The 14,572-nt window shown below is 34.5% G+C and carries 19 protein-coding genes and 1 pseudogene; 10 read left to right on the top strand and 10 right to left on the bottom strand.

The window, feature by feature from the left end:
• The first annotated feature begins 25 nt into the window (after window positions 1–25).
• The 5 genes from jag to fumC all read left to right on the top strand — a co-directional run bounded on the left by jag (window position 26) and on the right by fumC (window position 7,852).
• Window positions 26–736, top strand: coding sequence for an RNA-binding cell elongation regulator Jag/EloR (gene jag, locus LEP1GSC059_RS01010; protein ID WP_002148755.1), 711 nt, complete (start codon window positions 26–28; stop codon window positions 734–736).
• Window positions 729–2,099, top strand: a complete 1,371-nt coding sequence (mnmE, locus tag LEP1GSC059_RS01015; protein WP_017215140.1) for a tRNA uridine-5-carboxymethylaminomethyl(34) synthesis GTPase MnmE — start codon at window positions 729–731, stop codon at window positions 2,097–2,099. The genes jag and mnmE overlap by 8 nt, the downstream gene beginning before the upstream one ends.
• A 47-nt stretch (window positions 2,100–2,146) precedes the next feature.
• Window positions 2,147–3,409 (top strand): malic enzyme-like NAD(P)-binding protein, encoded by a 1,263-nt coding sequence (locus LEP1GSC059_RS01020; protein ID WP_002179109.1) that lies wholly within the window; start codon window positions 2,147–2,149, stop codon window positions 3,407–3,409.
• Between the two features lie 878 nt (window positions 3,410–4,287).
• Window positions 4,288–6,366: a hypothetical protein gene (locus LEP1GSC059_RS01025; protein ID WP_017215142.1), complete on the top strand. Its 2,079-nt coding sequence runs from the start codon at window positions 4,288–4,290 to the stop codon at window positions 6,364–6,366.
• A gap of 91 nt (window positions 6,367–6,457) precedes the next feature.
• Window positions 6,458–7,852, top strand: a complete 1,395-nt coding sequence (fumC, locus tag LEP1GSC059_RS01030) for a class II fumarate hydratase (protein WP_017215143.1) — start codon at window positions 6,458–6,460, stop codon at window positions 7,850–7,852.
• Between the two features lie 246 nt (window positions 7,853–8,098).
• On the opposite strand, the gene LEP1GSC059_RS23505 is transcribed toward fumC, so the two are convergent.
• The 9 genes and pseudogenes from LEP1GSC059_RS23505 to LEP1GSC059_RS01060 form a co-directional block, all read right to left on the bottom strand.
• The gene (locus tag LEP1GSC059_RS23505; protein WP_002179199.1) at window positions 8,099–8,263 is read right to left on the bottom strand and encodes a hypothetical protein; all 165 of its coding nucleotides are present in this window, start codon (window positions 8,261–8,263) and stop codon (window positions 8,099–8,101) included.
• Window positions 8,260–8,700 carry a DUF1353 domain-containing protein gene (locus tag LEP1GSC059_RS01035; RefSeq protein ID WP_017215144.1) on the bottom strand — a complete coding sequence of 147 codons (441 nt, stop codon included), beginning with the start codon at window positions 8,698–8,700 and terminating at the stop codon, window positions 8,260–8,262. The genes LEP1GSC059_RS23505 and LEP1GSC059_RS01035 overlap by 4 nt, the downstream gene beginning before the upstream one ends.
• Before the next feature lie 42 nt (window positions 8,701–8,742).
• The gene (locus tag LEP1GSC059_RS23510) at window positions 8,743–8,919 is read right to left on the bottom strand and encodes a hypothetical protein (protein ID WP_017215145.1); all 177 of its coding nucleotides are present in this window, start codon (window positions 8,917–8,919) and stop codon (window positions 8,743–8,745) included.
• A 59-nt stretch (window positions 8,920–8,978) separates the two neighbouring features.
• A pseudogene (locus LEP1GSC059_RS01040) lies at window positions 8,979–9,576 on the bottom strand (host-nuclease inhibitor Gam family protein).
• Window positions 9,577–9,584: 8 nt separating this feature from the next.
• Window positions 9,585–9,734, bottom strand: a complete 150-nt coding sequence (locus LEP1GSC059_RS23355; RefSeq protein ID WP_002179361.1) for a hypothetical protein — start codon at window positions 9,732–9,734, stop codon at window positions 9,585–9,587.
• A 36-nt stretch (window positions 9,735–9,770) separates the two neighbouring features.
• Window positions 9,771–10,238 (bottom strand): hypothetical protein, encoded by a 468-nt coding sequence (locus LEP1GSC059_RS01045; protein WP_002179475.1) that lies wholly within the window; start codon window positions 10,236–10,238, stop codon window positions 9,771–9,773.
• A gap of 6 nt (window positions 10,239–10,244) precedes the next feature.
• On the bottom strand, window positions 10,245–10,424 hold the full coding sequence (locus tag LEP1GSC059_RS01050) for a hypothetical protein (protein WP_002179492.1): 180 nt from the start codon (window positions 10,422–10,424) through the stop codon (window positions 10,245–10,247).
• Window positions 10,425–10,455: 31 nt separating this feature from the next.
• Window positions 10,456–10,761, bottom strand: a complete 306-nt coding sequence (locus LEP1GSC059_RS01055) for an LIC13344 family protein (protein ID WP_002179314.1) — start codon at window positions 10,759–10,761, stop codon at window positions 10,456–10,458.
• Window positions 10,761–11,033 (bottom strand): hypothetical protein, encoded by a 273-nt coding sequence (locus LEP1GSC059_RS01060; RefSeq protein ID WP_017215148.1) that lies wholly within the window; start codon window positions 11,031–11,033, stop codon window positions 10,761–10,763. Before LEP1GSC059_RS01060 ends, LEP1GSC059_RS01055 begins: the two co-directional genes overlap by 1 nt.
• A 131-nt stretch (window positions 11,034–11,164) precedes the next feature.
• Between LEP1GSC059_RS01060 and LEP1GSC059_RS01065 the strand changes: the two genes are divergently transcribed.
• Window positions 11,165–11,563 carry a helix-turn-helix domain-containing protein gene (locus LEP1GSC059_RS01065; RefSeq protein WP_002179121.1) on the top strand — a complete coding sequence of 133 codons (399 nt, stop codon included), beginning with the start codon at window positions 11,165–11,167 and terminating at the stop codon, window positions 11,561–11,563.
• Here LEP1GSC059_RS01065 and LEP1GSC059_RS23515 read toward each other — a convergent pair whose 3' ends face one another.
• Window positions 11,564–11,731 carry a hypothetical protein gene (locus tag LEP1GSC059_RS23515; RefSeq protein WP_002179305.1) on the bottom strand — a complete coding sequence of 56 codons (168 nt, stop codon included), beginning with the start codon at window positions 11,729–11,731 and terminating at the stop codon, window positions 11,564–11,566.
• A gap of 660 nt (window positions 11,732–12,391) precedes the next feature.
• On the opposite strand from LEP1GSC059_RS23515, the gene LEP1GSC059_RS01070 reads away from it, so the two are divergent.
• From LEP1GSC059_RS01070 to LEP1GSC059_RS01085, 4 genes are all read left to right on the top strand, one after another.
• Window positions 12,392–12,694, top strand: a complete 303-nt coding sequence (locus LEP1GSC059_RS01070; RefSeq protein WP_002179537.1) for a helix-turn-helix domain-containing protein — start codon at window positions 12,392–12,394, stop codon at window positions 12,692–12,694.
• Window positions 12,695–12,879: 185 nt separating this feature from the next.
• Window positions 12,880–13,113, top strand: coding sequence for a hypothetical protein (locus LEP1GSC059_RS01075; RefSeq protein ID WP_017215150.1), 234 nt, complete (start codon window positions 12,880–12,882; stop codon window positions 13,111–13,113).
• Window positions 13,110–13,436: a hypothetical protein gene (locus LEP1GSC059_RS01080; protein WP_002179546.1), complete on the top strand. Its 327-nt coding sequence runs from the start codon at window positions 13,110–13,112 to the stop codon at window positions 13,434–13,436. Before LEP1GSC059_RS01075 ends, LEP1GSC059_RS01080 begins: the two co-directional genes overlap by 4 nt.
• Before the next feature lie 53 nt (window positions 13,437–13,489).
• Window positions 13,490–14,059: a hypothetical protein gene (locus LEP1GSC059_RS01085; protein WP_020980090.1), complete on the top strand. Its 570-nt coding sequence runs from the start codon at window positions 13,490–13,492 to the stop codon at window positions 14,057–14,059.
• Window positions 14,060–14,572 lie beyond the last annotated feature (513 nt).

Genomic DNA, 14,572 nt, shown 5'->3' on the forward strand with positions numbered 1-14,572 from the left:
CGAACTCATTATCGAGGATATACACATGGAAAATTACATCTTTGAAGCCGAAGCTAAATCCAAGTCTGAAGCCGAAGAGTACACTCTCAAAACTCTCCGATTGAATTCGGATGAGGTTCGTTTTGAAACCGTAGATTCCGGGAAAGGAGGTTTTTTCGGAATTTCTCAAAAAAAGCCGGCTATTGTCCGGGCATACGTTACTTCTAGGGATCTTCCTGCTGAAAAAATTATTCACGGGGTAGTTCTTACCGTTTTGAAAAAAATGGGGATTGAAGCGGAAGTGGTTGGTATGGGAGACGTAGACGGAAAAATTTACGTCGAAGTTGCAAGTAAAGAGTCTGGGCTCGTGATCGGAAAAAGAGGATCTACGTTAGACGCGATTCAATTCATCTTGAATTTGATGGTCGATTCCAAAATTAGACACGGTAGAAAAATCGTTTTGGATATAGAATCTTACAGAGATAAAAGAGAACTTTCTTTGGTTCGTCTTGGAAAATCCGTTGCTGCGACCGTTGCTAAAACTGGCAAATCGAAATTGTTGGAACCAATGAACCCTTTTGAAAGAAGAATCATCCACATGGCTCTTCAAGAAAATGAAAAAGTTTTTACTAGATCTGAAGGAAACGGCACTTACAAAAAAGTAAGGATCATTCCGATGAAAGATAAACACAAATACAAAGACGTTGTCGAAAAAGGTCCGAATAACGACCTTCTTGAAGAAGTGAACTTTGAATGATACGATAGCTGCTGTATCCACTCCTTCCGGTGCCGGAGCCATCGGAATTATCCGAATATCCGGTCCGGAAGCTCTTACGATTTCCTCTTCCTTTCTTTTTTCAAAAAATAAATTTCTTTCTCCCTCCGAAATTCTACCTAGAACTGCGATCCAATGTGTTTTTCGGATCGGCGATCGAAAAATAGATCAAATATTATTCTTTTATTTTAAGGCTCCGAACTCTTATACGGGAGAGGAACTTTGCGAGTTTCACTTTCATGGAAATCCAATTTTGTTAAGAGAAGCGTTAGACGCCATCTTTAGAGCAGGCGCTCGTCCTGCAAAACAAGGTGAATTTTCTCGTAGAGCATTTTTAAATGAAAAATTGGATCTTACGGAAGCGGAGGCGATTGGTAGATTGATTGCCGCGCGTTCCCGTTTTGAGTTGGAACTTGCACAAAAGAACGTTTTTGGCGAAGTTACTCGTTTTACTTCCAATTTGAGAAGCCAGTTGATTTCTCTCAAAGCAGAGTGTGAAGCTGAGATCGACTTTTCCACAGAAGATCTCACGTATGAATCCTTGGAAGAAAGAAAGACGCGTATCGAAAATATAAAGTCTCTTTGTCAAACTGTAATTTCAAAATCCGATTCCGCCGAAAAGTTAATCCAACAATTTAGAATTGTTCTCTATGGAGAACCAAACACTGGTAAGTCTAGTCTGATGAATGTTCTTCTTGGCAAGGAACGTTCTATCATTTCTGAGATCCCTGGAACAACTCGAGATTATATCAGTGAAGAAATTCTTCTTGAAGGAATTCCTGTTCGACTTGTGGACACCGCCGGTGTTCGAGAAACTAAAGACCATATCGAAAAATTAGGAATTGAAAGAAGTGAAAAAGAATTTCGATCTGCGGATATTCGACTTTTTCTCGTAGACGTTTCTAAAAAAGAAAATTGGAAAGAGTTTATTAATAAATCTAGGGAGAAATTGGAAGGTTCTATTCTTATCGCAAATAAAATTGATATTCTAAATTCTTCCTGGAACCGAAACTTATTTTCAGACATAAAAGATTTAATCGTACTGGAAATTTCCTGCAAAACCAAAGAAGGAATTTTAAACCTTTTAGATACGATCAAAGAAAGGACGGGCAGGTTGGGTCATTCTGAGGATTATGTCCTTTTAGAAGAACGCCAAAGGTATCATTTCGAAGCCATCGTTAGATGTCTTGATAAAACTCTCCGTCTGATTGAAGAAGGAGCTCCCGCGGAGATTTATATTCAAGAAATCAATTATGCTCTTGTCGAAATCGGAGAGGTCAACGGCAGAGTGGATACGGAAGAAGTTCTCGGTAGAATCTTCAGTAAGTTCTGCGTTGGTAAATGAAATTTTATCGTCGCAAGGTTGAATTTGAAAAACATGGGAAAAATCGTATGAGGGAAAAATCGTTACAATATCACGCGCTTCATCCTAAGGGAAAAATTGAAGTAGTTCCTACAAAACCTACTCAAGATTCTTACGACCTTTCCCTCGCTTATTCTCCCGGTGTTGCTTATCCTTGTTTGGAAATTAAGGATTCTCCCGAACTCGTTTATGAATATACGAATAAAGGAAATCTTGTTGGTATCATAACAAACGGAACCGCAATTTTAGGATTAGGTGATATAGGCGCTCTTGCTGGCAAACCGGTCATGGAAGGGAAAGCAGTTCTTTTTAAAAAGTTTGCGGGGATAGACGTATTTGATATAGAGATCAATACAAAAGATCCAGATGAATTTATTCGTGCGGTGAAACTTCTTGAACCAACTTTTGGCGGTATCAATTTAGAAGATATTAAAGCTCCTGAAAGTTTTTATATCGAAGAACAACTTATCGAAAAAATGAACATTCCTGTTTTTCACGACGATCAACATGGAACTGCGATTATCACAGTTGCAGGTTTATTGAATTCATTTGAACTTACGGGTAAAAATCCGGGCGACGTTAAAGTAGTGATTTGTGGAGCGGGCGCTGCAGGAATTGCAATCGCAGAACTTATTCAACATATAGGAATTAAAAAAGAACAAATCTTTTTAGTAGATACTAAGGGTGTGATTCATCATAATAGAAACGATCTAAACGATTCTAAAAAAAAGTATATTCAAAAAACGGATTCTACTACTCTTAGAGACGTGATGAAAGGTTCTGATATTTTTATCGGTGTTTCCGTTGAGAATATGGTGGACGAAGATATGGTTCGCTCTATGTCTAAAAATCCAGTGATCTTTGCACTTGCAAATCCCGATCCCGAAATTCCATATCATACTGCAAAAGCGGTTCGTTCCGACCTAATTATGGGAACTGGAAGAAGTGATAATCCGAATCAGGTTAATAACGTATTAGGATTTCCTTTTATTTTTAGAGGTGCTCTCGATGTTAGGGCGCGCCATATCACTTTGGAGATGAAACTTGCAGCAGCTCGTTCTTTGGCGGAGTTGGCTCGTTTAGAAGTTCCTGAGGTGGTCAGCAAGGCTTATGGCGGGGAGAAGTTTACGTTTGGCCCTGAATATCTCATTCCAAAACCTTTTGATAAACGAGTTTTATTTCATGTGGCTCCGGCGGTTGCAGAGGCTGCGGTTGCAAGTGGTTCTGCTCGTATTCCTTATTTGGGAAGAGATAAATATTTAGGTTTCCTTGAAGGGATTATTAGAAATTAACGTTGTGCAATTTGCTTTCAGGGTGAATAACAAATACACTTTTTATTTAACGTGAAAGGAATCGACGCGGGGAAACTCAGCAGAACGCTCTCTATGGATCGCGTTCTAAATTGAAATTTACGACGATAAATCGTATAACGTTTCTGTATACAATTTATTGACCAGAGCTGAGAGCCCGGTTCGGTTGATGGCAAGCCGGATCCGCCCCCATTTTTTTACGCCGAATTCATGTTAACGGAAGTGTGATTGTTCTACAAATCTCTTAACACTTTTGTAATTGAAAGTGTAATTGAAAGCTGGAACTAATCCATTCTATTCAAATAGAATTGTTGAAAAATGAATTCTCTATCTGTTTCTGTTTTATAGAAACGGTTGATTGAAGTAGTTTTGTTAATCTGAACTATGAAATTTTTCAACTAATCTAATATTTATTTCCAATGATTGATGATTCGAATTATGTTATCATCACAATCAAATTTCAAGTATTGAGCTGTTCTTAAAAAGAGTTTTTAAATCATAAAAAATACGTCCTAAGAAATGGAGTTTACCTAGATTTTTTGTATTCATTGGATTAAAACGTTCGATAAATTTCCTTTCTGGAAAAGATTCTCAGTTATTCATAAAAAGGTCCCGATATTTATAAAGAGTCCCAAAACCTTAGAATGCGAAAACTTCCACAAACTATCGACACAAAATTTGTGAAAGAAACGGATCTATAAAAACTTCCGCGTTTTTAAGAATGTAAAAAACAATTGTGTTTAGGGTTTCTTATGGAATGGAATTCAGTTCTTCAAAAATGAAAAATCTTACTTTCAAACAAAGAGTAATAGACTTTTCTAATTTTCTACAGTCCCTTAATGATATGGGCGCGGTGAGTTATGTCCAAATCTGAAAATCAAATCCCGACTCCCGAAACCTTCGTTTTAAGTTCGGAGGACACTCAGGATATGATCGGGGATCAAGAACTGAAAGTTCTGATGCTTCAATATAATCCTGGTGCGTTTAAAGATATAGATTTGATTGAAAAGGGAGTGGAAAATTATTTCTTATTCAATCAATCTCCGTTTGCACTTACTAAAATCGAACAACTACAACATCTAAAACTAAACGATCTTAAATTTTTAGAGGAAAGAAGAGGAATTCAATCTTATCAGTTTCTTCTGTTTCAAAAAGAAATTAGAGAACTTCAAATAGCAAATGTAATCATTCGTCCCGCTTCTTTAAAAGCAGATCAAATTGTAAAAGTTAAACGAGGTTGTGTTCTTCAAAGTGTGGCGGCTATTCTTGAAATGTTATATGCAAGAGATCAGTTTATACTGAATATTTCTAAAAATTCGGAAGTAGAAGGTTGGGTCCATCAGAATTATATCAACGTAGATGATAAAGGAATTCAGATTAACTTATCAGATTCTAAATTTTTGGAAAAGTCCATGCAAAATTTGGAATCTCTTTCTTTAGAATCTCTTTTAGATCGATTAAAAGTTCGAGGTGATTTATTTAGTAATATCTTTCAAATTTTGAATCAAAAACCAGGAGAAATTTTAAATCAACTTTCTCTTATAAAGGTAGAACCCGAAGTTTTACCAGTTCTTGAAAAAAGAGGTTCTAGATCTCCTCTTTTACAATTACATCCTCGTTTTCATTTGTTTCAGCCTTCTTTTGAAGAACTTTTAAGTTTTAGACATACTTCTAAAGAAAAAAATGAACAAAACAAAAGCACGGAATTAGAAATTATATTTGATTTATTTAATGTAATTGCGCGTAAGATTCTTCTTCAAATTCTTCCCGGAGAAGAATCTTCTTGGATAGAACTGACGGGACATTCTCAAGCTGAAAGATATTTACAGGAATTAAAAAAACATCCAGCTTTTACTTCCGGAAAAAGTTGGGCTGGCGGTGGAGATTTTATCAGATCTTACGAAGTATTACTTCAAACCGTACGAACTTTAGAAAATCTTAAAAAAGAATCTTTGATTAATTTAATCACGGGAGAGAATTTAGTTCGTTTTAAAGAATCTAAAGAACCGATCCATTTCGATCTTTCTAATTTTGAAGTAGATGATGCGAGTATCAAAAGTGTTGGTATGAGTAGAACCGAATTGTTTCGTGAAGTTTTAGAAAGGATTCGATCTAGAGAAGACTTTCTAAAAAAAGAAAGGAAAGGCTCTGGAGGCGAAGCGATTGGATTGACGATTTTGGCGAAGAGTATGATTCTTCGGGCATTTATAGAAGCTCGCCAGCGAAGGACTTCTATTCATAACTTGATTCGACAAAACGGGTTTCCACGCGGAATTTATGAATTTTTAAAAGAGGTTTCTGACGTAAAAGACGGTCAAGTTGCAGTGGACGAACAAATTCGTTTAAGTAAGGCGATTGCAGAATGGGAAGAAGACACCGAAAAAGAAAGAATCCGTTCTGAAAGAGCTTCTAAGTCGATTTTAGAAAGGATCATCGAATTCATTCTTAGTTTATTTGGAATCAGAGTTGCTCCTAAAGAACGAGATACTTTAAATAAGGGTCCAGTTAAAAAGGATCTTAGAAGTATAGAATCGGATTATTCTTCTCAAGAACCTTCTAAACCAAAAAAGAAAAAGTCTCTAGGAGTCATTGTCGGTCCGAAAGAGAAAGAGTTGATGATTCCGTCTAGAGTCCAAAAGGCGATCGATTATGTAGATCGTAAAAATAACGGATTAATTTGGCTGGATGAAGTTGTAGTTGCGATCTCTTCTCCGGAATTCGGAAAAGACAAAGTGGCCGACCTTATATACTATGACCAGAAGCGGAGATATATGGAAATCAGGGCCATGAACCAGGTTAGACACGTTTTTATACGAAAAGAGCTGGAGTCAGATTCTGCCTGGATCCAGACCACTCTGGATTATCTAGATAATGTTTCCGCCAAAAAACCAGAATTTTCCGCGCTTGCGGATACTCTGAGAAAATTTCAAAACGAATAAGTTTTTAATATATTATATTTTTATTAAATTCTAATGTTTTGTTTGAAAAATTTTTTATATTTCAATTAACATTTAAGTTTTCGGAGGATTCATGAAAACTAGAATCGAAACGGATTCAATGGGAGAAATTGCAGTAGACGATTCCAAATATTGGGGTGCACAAACCGAACGTTCCTTACATCACTTTCATATCGGAAACGATCGATTTCCAAGAGAAATGATTCGCGCTTTGGGAATTTTAAAGAAATCTGCTGCGATCGTTAACGCGGAGCTTGGTCTTTTAAGCGAAGATAAAAAGAAATTAATTATTCAAGCCGCTGACGAAGTGATTTCCGGAAAATTGGACGAACATTTTCCTCTTTCGGTTTGGCAGACCGGCTCCGGAACTCAGACCAATATGAATTCTAACGAAGTAATTTCAAATCGTGCGATCGAAATTGCGGGTGGTGTAAAGGGTTCTAAAAAACCAATTCATCCGAACGATGACGTAAACAAGGCTCAATCTTCAAACGATACGTTTCCTACGGCTATGCACATTGCTGCGGCGGAACAATTAAATCAAAAATTAATTCCAGCTTTGATTCAACTGAAAGAAACTCTTAAGAAAAAAACAGATGAATTTCAGAATATTATAAAAATCGGAAGAACTCATCTTCAAGATGCTACTCCTTTAACTTTGGGCCAGGAGTTTTCCGGTTACGTTCAACAACTGGATTATAATATTACAAGAGTGAAGACGGTTTTACCTTCGATCTATAGGCTTGCATTAGGAGGAACCGCAGTTGGGACCGGACTGAATACACATCCTCAGTTTGCAGTAAAAGCGGCGGCTCAAATTGCTAAGGAAACTGGACTTCCTTTTGTAAGTGCGGAAAACAAATTCGAAGCGCTTGCTGCTCATGATTCTCTTGTAGAAACGAGTGGCGTGTTAAAAACGATTGCAGCTTCTTTGATGAAAATTGCTAACGATATACGTTGGCTTTCTTCTGGGCCGCGTTGTGGAATCGGCGAAATTAGCATTCCGGAAAACGAGCCTGGTTCTTCCATCATGCCGGGGAAAGTGAATCCTACTCAGTCGGAACAAATGACGATGGTTGCGACTCAAGTGATTGCAAATGACGTTGCAGTAAACATAGGTGGTGCTTCCGGAAATTTTGAGTTAAACGTTTTTAAACCTTTGATCATTCACAATGTTTTGAATTCGATTCGATTACTTTCCGACTCTTGTGTTTCTTTTGAAGAACATTGTGCACGTGGAATTGTTCCAAATAAGGAAAAATTAAACGAACACTTAAATAATTCTTTGATGCTCGTGACTGCTTTGAATCCTCATATAGGTTATGATAACGCTGCTAAAATTGCTAAGAACGCGCATAAAAAGGGGACTACTTTGAAAGAATCCGGAATTGAATTGGGACTTTTGACAAGTGAACAATTTGATCAATGGGTTCTTCCCGAAAAGATGATTCACCCTTCAGTGGATTGATATTAGGTGTTAGGCGAAGGGTAACCTTCGCTGTCCAATTATTGGTTGTTTCGTTTAAACTTTAAAAAAGCCTTATACCTTTAAAAAATAATAGTTCCTACATTTTATTAAAAAGTTTTCTAAAATTTTCTGTGGTAACTATTACAAATTGCATTGATTACGAATATCATAAAAAAGTAACAATGAATTTTTGCAAAAACGCATAAATCCTATCTATGATGAATTTATGCGTTTTATATTCTAATTTTATAAATTACTTTTACGATTTCCTTTTTGAAAAAAATTTCTTCTTTTTGGTAAAAACAAAGAATACCAAAAAAGTGCCGCTACAATTCCCATTAAAATCCAAATCAAAAAAGTCCAAAACAAAGTATAACCCAAAATTAAAACGATTATATCGAAAGTTTTCAAGGCGCAATTTCCAATTCTTTGGATTCGTCTTTTGATCTTGACGCAGAGTCTCCAAACCAACGAACGAATTGATAAACGTAAGAGGCCCTAAAAGAACTCATTCCGTCTTCTAGACAAATTTTTTTTAGAAGCTGGTCTGCATTTTCTCGGTATTTTATCCGATCTAATTTTTCTTCCCGCATCAATTGATAGAGTGCGTCGTGTACAAGAGAAGCTCGTATAAAAGTTTTTGTGTCGATTGTTGGACCACTTGGTCCATCCCAGGCGTATCCCGCTTCAATTTTTAACAAACCTTCGCGATCTAAATCCACAAACACTTTTACTTCGGATTTTTCGATCCTAAGTAAAAGATTTGTTTTAATTTCGGTTTGGAAGTTGTAAGGTTTTACAAGTTGATATTTATAGTTCTTTAAATTTTTATAAACGATATGATCCATTTTTTCCTTCTTTAAGAATTTTTAATAAGCTAAATAATTTCGTTATAACTCTTTAACTTTTTCAATTGTAGATTGTTTGACTCCCAATCTTTTCTTTGCGTATAACGTCATTGTTGTGACATTTACAATTCCGAATTCTTCTTGAACCGCTTCCGAAAAATCATTAAATTCTAAATCTTCAAATTGGATCTTTAGTTGCGCTTTTAATGTTGATAACATAATATTCCCTTCTTTTGCTTACTTTCAAGGAACCAAAGACATTTAAAATATAACTATGGTTAAGCGACGTTCTCTGCAGCTTCGATTTCCAATTCGGTTTCGTTTGGAGAGATGTACAAACGTTCTTTCTCTTCGTTTAATTGAATTCCGAACTTTTGTATTGCTTTTGTTGGTTCGGCTAGTATCTGTTCTTTATTCAATTCTAATTTTATTCTTAGATAGACTCCATTTAACCTAGAGACTAGATTGTTGAATTTTTCTAAAAGATTATTATCTGTCAGAATTTTTTCATAAAATTTTACCGTTCCTCTGGTTTTTACCGAAGGTGGAACTTTACGGAGTTTTAAAGTTCCGGTCGTTAGTTTACAGGTTTTATATTCCGGATTTGGAAATAATTCCTCTAAATTTTGATCTACGTAAAATTTGACTCCAGAAACTAAATGTTGGATTTTTAAATCTAAGGGAGTTATTTCGTTTTGAAGATCTAATAGTAGTTTGGCGATCCGGTCGTCTGTTTTATTTTTGATTCTATCTTTTTCCCTTTTGATTTCTCCGATTTGCTGAATTGCCCTAGCTACCTTCGGGGCGTTCTTTATATCGATTATTTGGTAATTCGATAGGAATCATTTTGTTAGGCGAATTTTTTGATTTTGACATTGTTCCTCCTAATTGGACGGTTTGGTTTTTTGTGGTGTCATATCCACAGCGATTGCGTTAGTTGAAGAAGATAAAACTGCAACCGAAGGAATTTTTTTTATCAAAGGTTTCCTTTTGTTTTTCTGAATTTTCGATTTTACCGGCTTTTGTGTTGTCATTTTAAATTTTCCTATTTGAATTTACAAATCTGGTTTTTAGATAGCAATTTCGCTTATGTTTTGATTTTCTCTATTATCAATTTGTAGAATATTAGCAGTTTCTTTTTTAGAATTTAGAATATTTCTATACCAATCTGAAAATTTCCGAATTGAGTCGGAATCCAATTTCTCCATCCTTTTTTCTGCTTCTTTGTCTTCTCGATAAATGGAACGTATCGTTTCTATCGGAAGTCCCCAAGATTCTTCAATTGCTTTCACATAACGTTTTGTACTCCTTATTCCCTTTATTACATCTGCAAGATGTTCTCGATATAGTGGACCACATTGAACATTCTCTTCGGTTTTTATCGAGTATTTGAAAGCTATATCTCTAAGATTGAGTTTCGATTCTATGACAATCTGTTCTAATCTCTGAGAAAGTTTTCTTCCTCTTCTCCAGAATTCTCCTTTATGAATGACTTCGCCGTTTACGATATATCTTTTGGTTTTTTCTAAATTTATCATTTGATTTTATGCCGCTCCTTTTGGTTCTTCGTGTAACGCGGATTTTTCGTTATTTGCGTGAAATGAACGGATTTTATCCGAAAGGGAAATTAAAGGTTTAAAGTTTTGAATCAGGCATTCTTCACAAAGATCCGTTTGACGCATAGATTCATTTTGATTACACTGAATACATAGATTAGCTGTCATAATAAAATTCTCCTTGATGTTTTTAATTTGTTTACTCGTCGAATTCTTCTTCCAAAATATATTCAAGAATTCTAATGAATTCCTGAGTTTTACTTTGATTCCTTCCACAGATTTGCAAGATGTCGTTTTTTACTAGAAAAAGAGAAGTAACTGTTTTATCGTGCATTTCGCTGTGATCATCCCATCTCCAATCGAAAGTCGTAAATTGTTCCCTTACATACTCAGCAATTTGAATGATTATTTTTTCCTCTATATCAGAAAGAACAATTGGATCCAAATTGTCCCTGTTTAAGATTGGATTTTTTTCTGAGATGACAGTTGAACTTTCTTGTTTCATTAGGCGGCTCTCCTGTTCTTTCGTTTGTTGTGAAGCCGTGTAGAACGACCCATACGATACGGAACATTCCATTTTTTGAATGCTTCTCTGATTTCTGTATATGAGTGTTGTCCGTTTAAACTTTTCGAAAGATAATCATAGTTTACTTCCGCTTCTCTTGCAAACTTTGCCAGGGTTTTCATTTTTAATGTAATACAAATGAAATTCTTGCATTCGTCTCCATTGATGATGATCATTGAACCTCCTTTTTGTGATTGCGATTTTGTTTTCATTTGCAAAGATTGGGTTGTGTTGAATGTTTCAATCTCGCTTCAAAATCGATTTTTAATTCTGGCGAGTTCATTCTCGCTGAATATAGTAATACGTTAAAAATGTATAAATGTCAAGAATTAATACGATAAAAATGTATAAATCGGATAAAAAATTTCCGGACCGTCTCAAAAAACTCATCGAAACTCTTGGGCTTTCACAGGCTGAATTTGCTCGTTCAATTGATCTAAAACCCGCATTTATCAGCGATCTTATCAATCAAAGAGCAAAAAGTTTTTCTCAAGAATCCTTACTTAAACTTCGAGTCGTTCATAATGTAAGTCCACTTTGGCTGATTGCGGGAGAAGGTCAGATGTTGGTTGCTGGGTTGGAAGTAAGGACGGATCTTGAAACAGATCGTTATCGATCATTTCTTAGAAAGATCAGAATGCGTCCGCAGATAGAAGTTCTGTTGGAAAGTCTTATGGAAGTTCCTGATTCTGAATTAGAAGCTTTGCGCGTAGTCATAGAAAAATTTAAAAAGAAAAAATGATCATCTTTTTTCTAATGACTCAAACACAAGATTTACGATTTCTTGCGCGTATGTGTGCCTAAGAGTCTGAATCGGTTGCGGTGAAACTTGAAAGTCGTATTCGAATTTTTTCAAGGTTCCTTCTACTTTCCAGTAAAGAAATTCTCGTAAATCTTCCTTGGTTTCCAATTTAGTACTCCAACAAAATAACTATATATATGTTTAGTATATTTTTACCCCTGACAAAATCCAACCTAAATCCGTAAATGTGACTCTTTTTTGTCTTATATATCATTGTGATTTTTAAATTAATTTTAGATTCAAAACCACAATGATCTTAAATGACAATAATTTCGATATGTCTCATTGATTGAATTTGCACGTTCTTTTTCGTGATACAATTTAAATCTTTAATGGATCAACCTATTTATTTGTAACTTGCTGAAACTTAAAATTTTTGCGAGTTAATAATTGGATTCTTAGAATGTAGAAGAGTAGATATTAATTTTTATATTCAATAAATTTAAAGCACAGATTGGGATTTTAAATATATATGGAAATTAGAATATTTCATTTAAGAATAATAAATTATCAATGCTAAATTTTGCTACCAGAGTTATGTAATAAGTACCACAAGTTTTATAGCAAAAAAGAGTTTGAGCGAAAAATATTTTGTTTTTATATATGGATATTGATAATATATATAATAAAATTAATTTGAATATTCAAAATATTTAGTTACTAATTCAATAAATAGAATATTCAAAAGATATTTTATTTGGTCCATATCAATTTTAAGAAATTAGAAAATACTTGACAGAAAACTTATATTTGATCCAACAAGATGCTATGTCTATAATTAACGGTAACACAAAAAAAGGATCATTACTCAAAAGCTCACAATCTCTTGACTCAGAAAAAGAAAAACCGATTTTAGAAACCACTGAATTTTTGTCCATAAAAGATAAAACCCAAATTTTAAAAACAAAAGAAGCCGCTCAATATTTAAATCTTTCAGTAAGAACTTTTAACCAGTATGTAATTGATCACGAGATTCCTTTTATACAGTGGAGCCCTCGAGTTCGAAGATTTATGGTTGGAGATTTAGATAAGGTTGTTCTTGCTCGTAGGACAAAAAAACAGATCTATTGATTTTCTTTTTTGAAAAGTGAATAACGTGTCATGTCGACTCATTCAAAAATTAGTGGCAGATTGATCCGATACGATTCTTTTCTGTTCTTTGCCTAAAAAAAAAATTGTGCTATTCTTTGTTTACAATCGGAAGCGATTGAGTAGCCATTTGGCCCGCTTCGTGCGGGCCGTTTTTGTGAGGAAGAATGGAATCTTCAAGAATTAGTCAAATGAAACTCGGTATCAAAGACTTTTTAGTTATCTTGGGCTTTGTAATTTCCGGAGCAATTCAATACAATACGATGTATAAAGAACATGAGATTCGGATCGTTAAAATAGAAACCGAGATGGCTTCTATTTCTGATGATCTTGCGGAAATAAAAGCAGACGTCAAGGACCTCATCAAACTCACTTCTGCTAAAGGAAGGAGAATAGAATGAAATTTTTATCAAAAGATGATCGAACAGGAAAATCTTCCGATACAACTCTTCGCACTTGGATTGTTTTCTTTTTAGTGGTTTTTTATCTAATTGTTTTGTCTATCTTATCCGTTTTTTCTCCAGACTCGTTAAGACCTCTTCAGATGGATATTATTCAATGGTTGATTGTGTTCTATGGTACGGTCGGAAGTCTTTATCTGGGTAAAAGAATTAATGAAAATTTAAATTCTAAAAAAAGAATTCTGGGTGAATTTTTAGATCAATTTCAGGAACCAGAAAGATCAGATGTAACTCTTCAAAATGTGGAAAGTAGACAACTATAAATCTTTTAAATCCGAAAAAATGACGATCTTAAATAACCAGTTTATTGATTAAAATGATTTCTTACATATCTCATCCAATTGCTCCTTGGAATCCTCAGAGAAAGGACCAAATTACTCCGCGTCTTTTTTTGAAAGATTATCAACAGTGTATGGGTAACATATTTCAAGATTTTATAATTTATATAGGTCTAATTTATAAAATACCGGACTTTATTCATCTTACTACCTATAATTATTATGCTCTTTTTGAAGACTGGGCGATTAAAAATAAAAAAAACGTATATAATTCTTATGATCATTCTGAACATTTTAATATTCTAATGAACTCAAATAAAATTCCTTTTAAAATTGTTAAAAAAAAGGGGAATAAAGAAGAGCTTTGTAGTTATTTTGAAAGCGGAAATTTTCCTTGCGGCTTAGGAACATATCTTACTAAAAAAGGACATATTATCCGGGGTATCGGCATTGTGATCAATGACGATGGTAAAAAGTTTTTAAAGGTTTCAGATCCCTATGGAGTTGGACCGTCTTATTTAGATCCTTATGGTTATATGATTCAATATGAATTGGATGTTTTGTTCGATTTGGGTGTTCCTACTGTTCTTTATTTAGAAAATTTTTGACTAGATTGCGTTTTTGGCTTACTTAGAATACTCAAAATTTATCACTTACTACTCGGACACATAAATAGAATACTTGGGTTGATTGTTTCAAAAATTTGAATGTTTTGGTCTTGCTCTAAAATGCCGTAAATCGCGAATTTGCAGCATTTTTTAAGTACTGCTATTTTTTTGCAAATTCGGTCGTTAATAACTTGGTACTATCTTCATACGTCCGAGTAGTAACAGTGTTTTGCTATGAAAATTTACGGTAATCATTTTTATATAATCAGCAGCAAGACGATGTATATATGCAAATTTAGAATATTCACTTTTTTGAATTATATTTGTGGATTTAGCGGAACTTATATAAAATAGATTTTTCATTTTGTGAGAGCCACTAAACGACGATTTTATACAATAATTTGATTAGATGATGATTCCTTTTGGATTTTATAAAGGTTTCTTGAAACCTTTCTTTTTACTTGAAAAATATTATAGGATATTTATTTTTTGAGATAAAAATTTGTCTCAAAA

It is taken from the genome of Leptospira noguchii serovar Panama str. CZ214 (genome assembly GCF_000306255.2).
GTDB classification, from domain to species: Bacteria; Spirochaetota; Leptospiria; order Leptospirales; family Leptospiraceae; genus Leptospira; species Leptospira noguchii.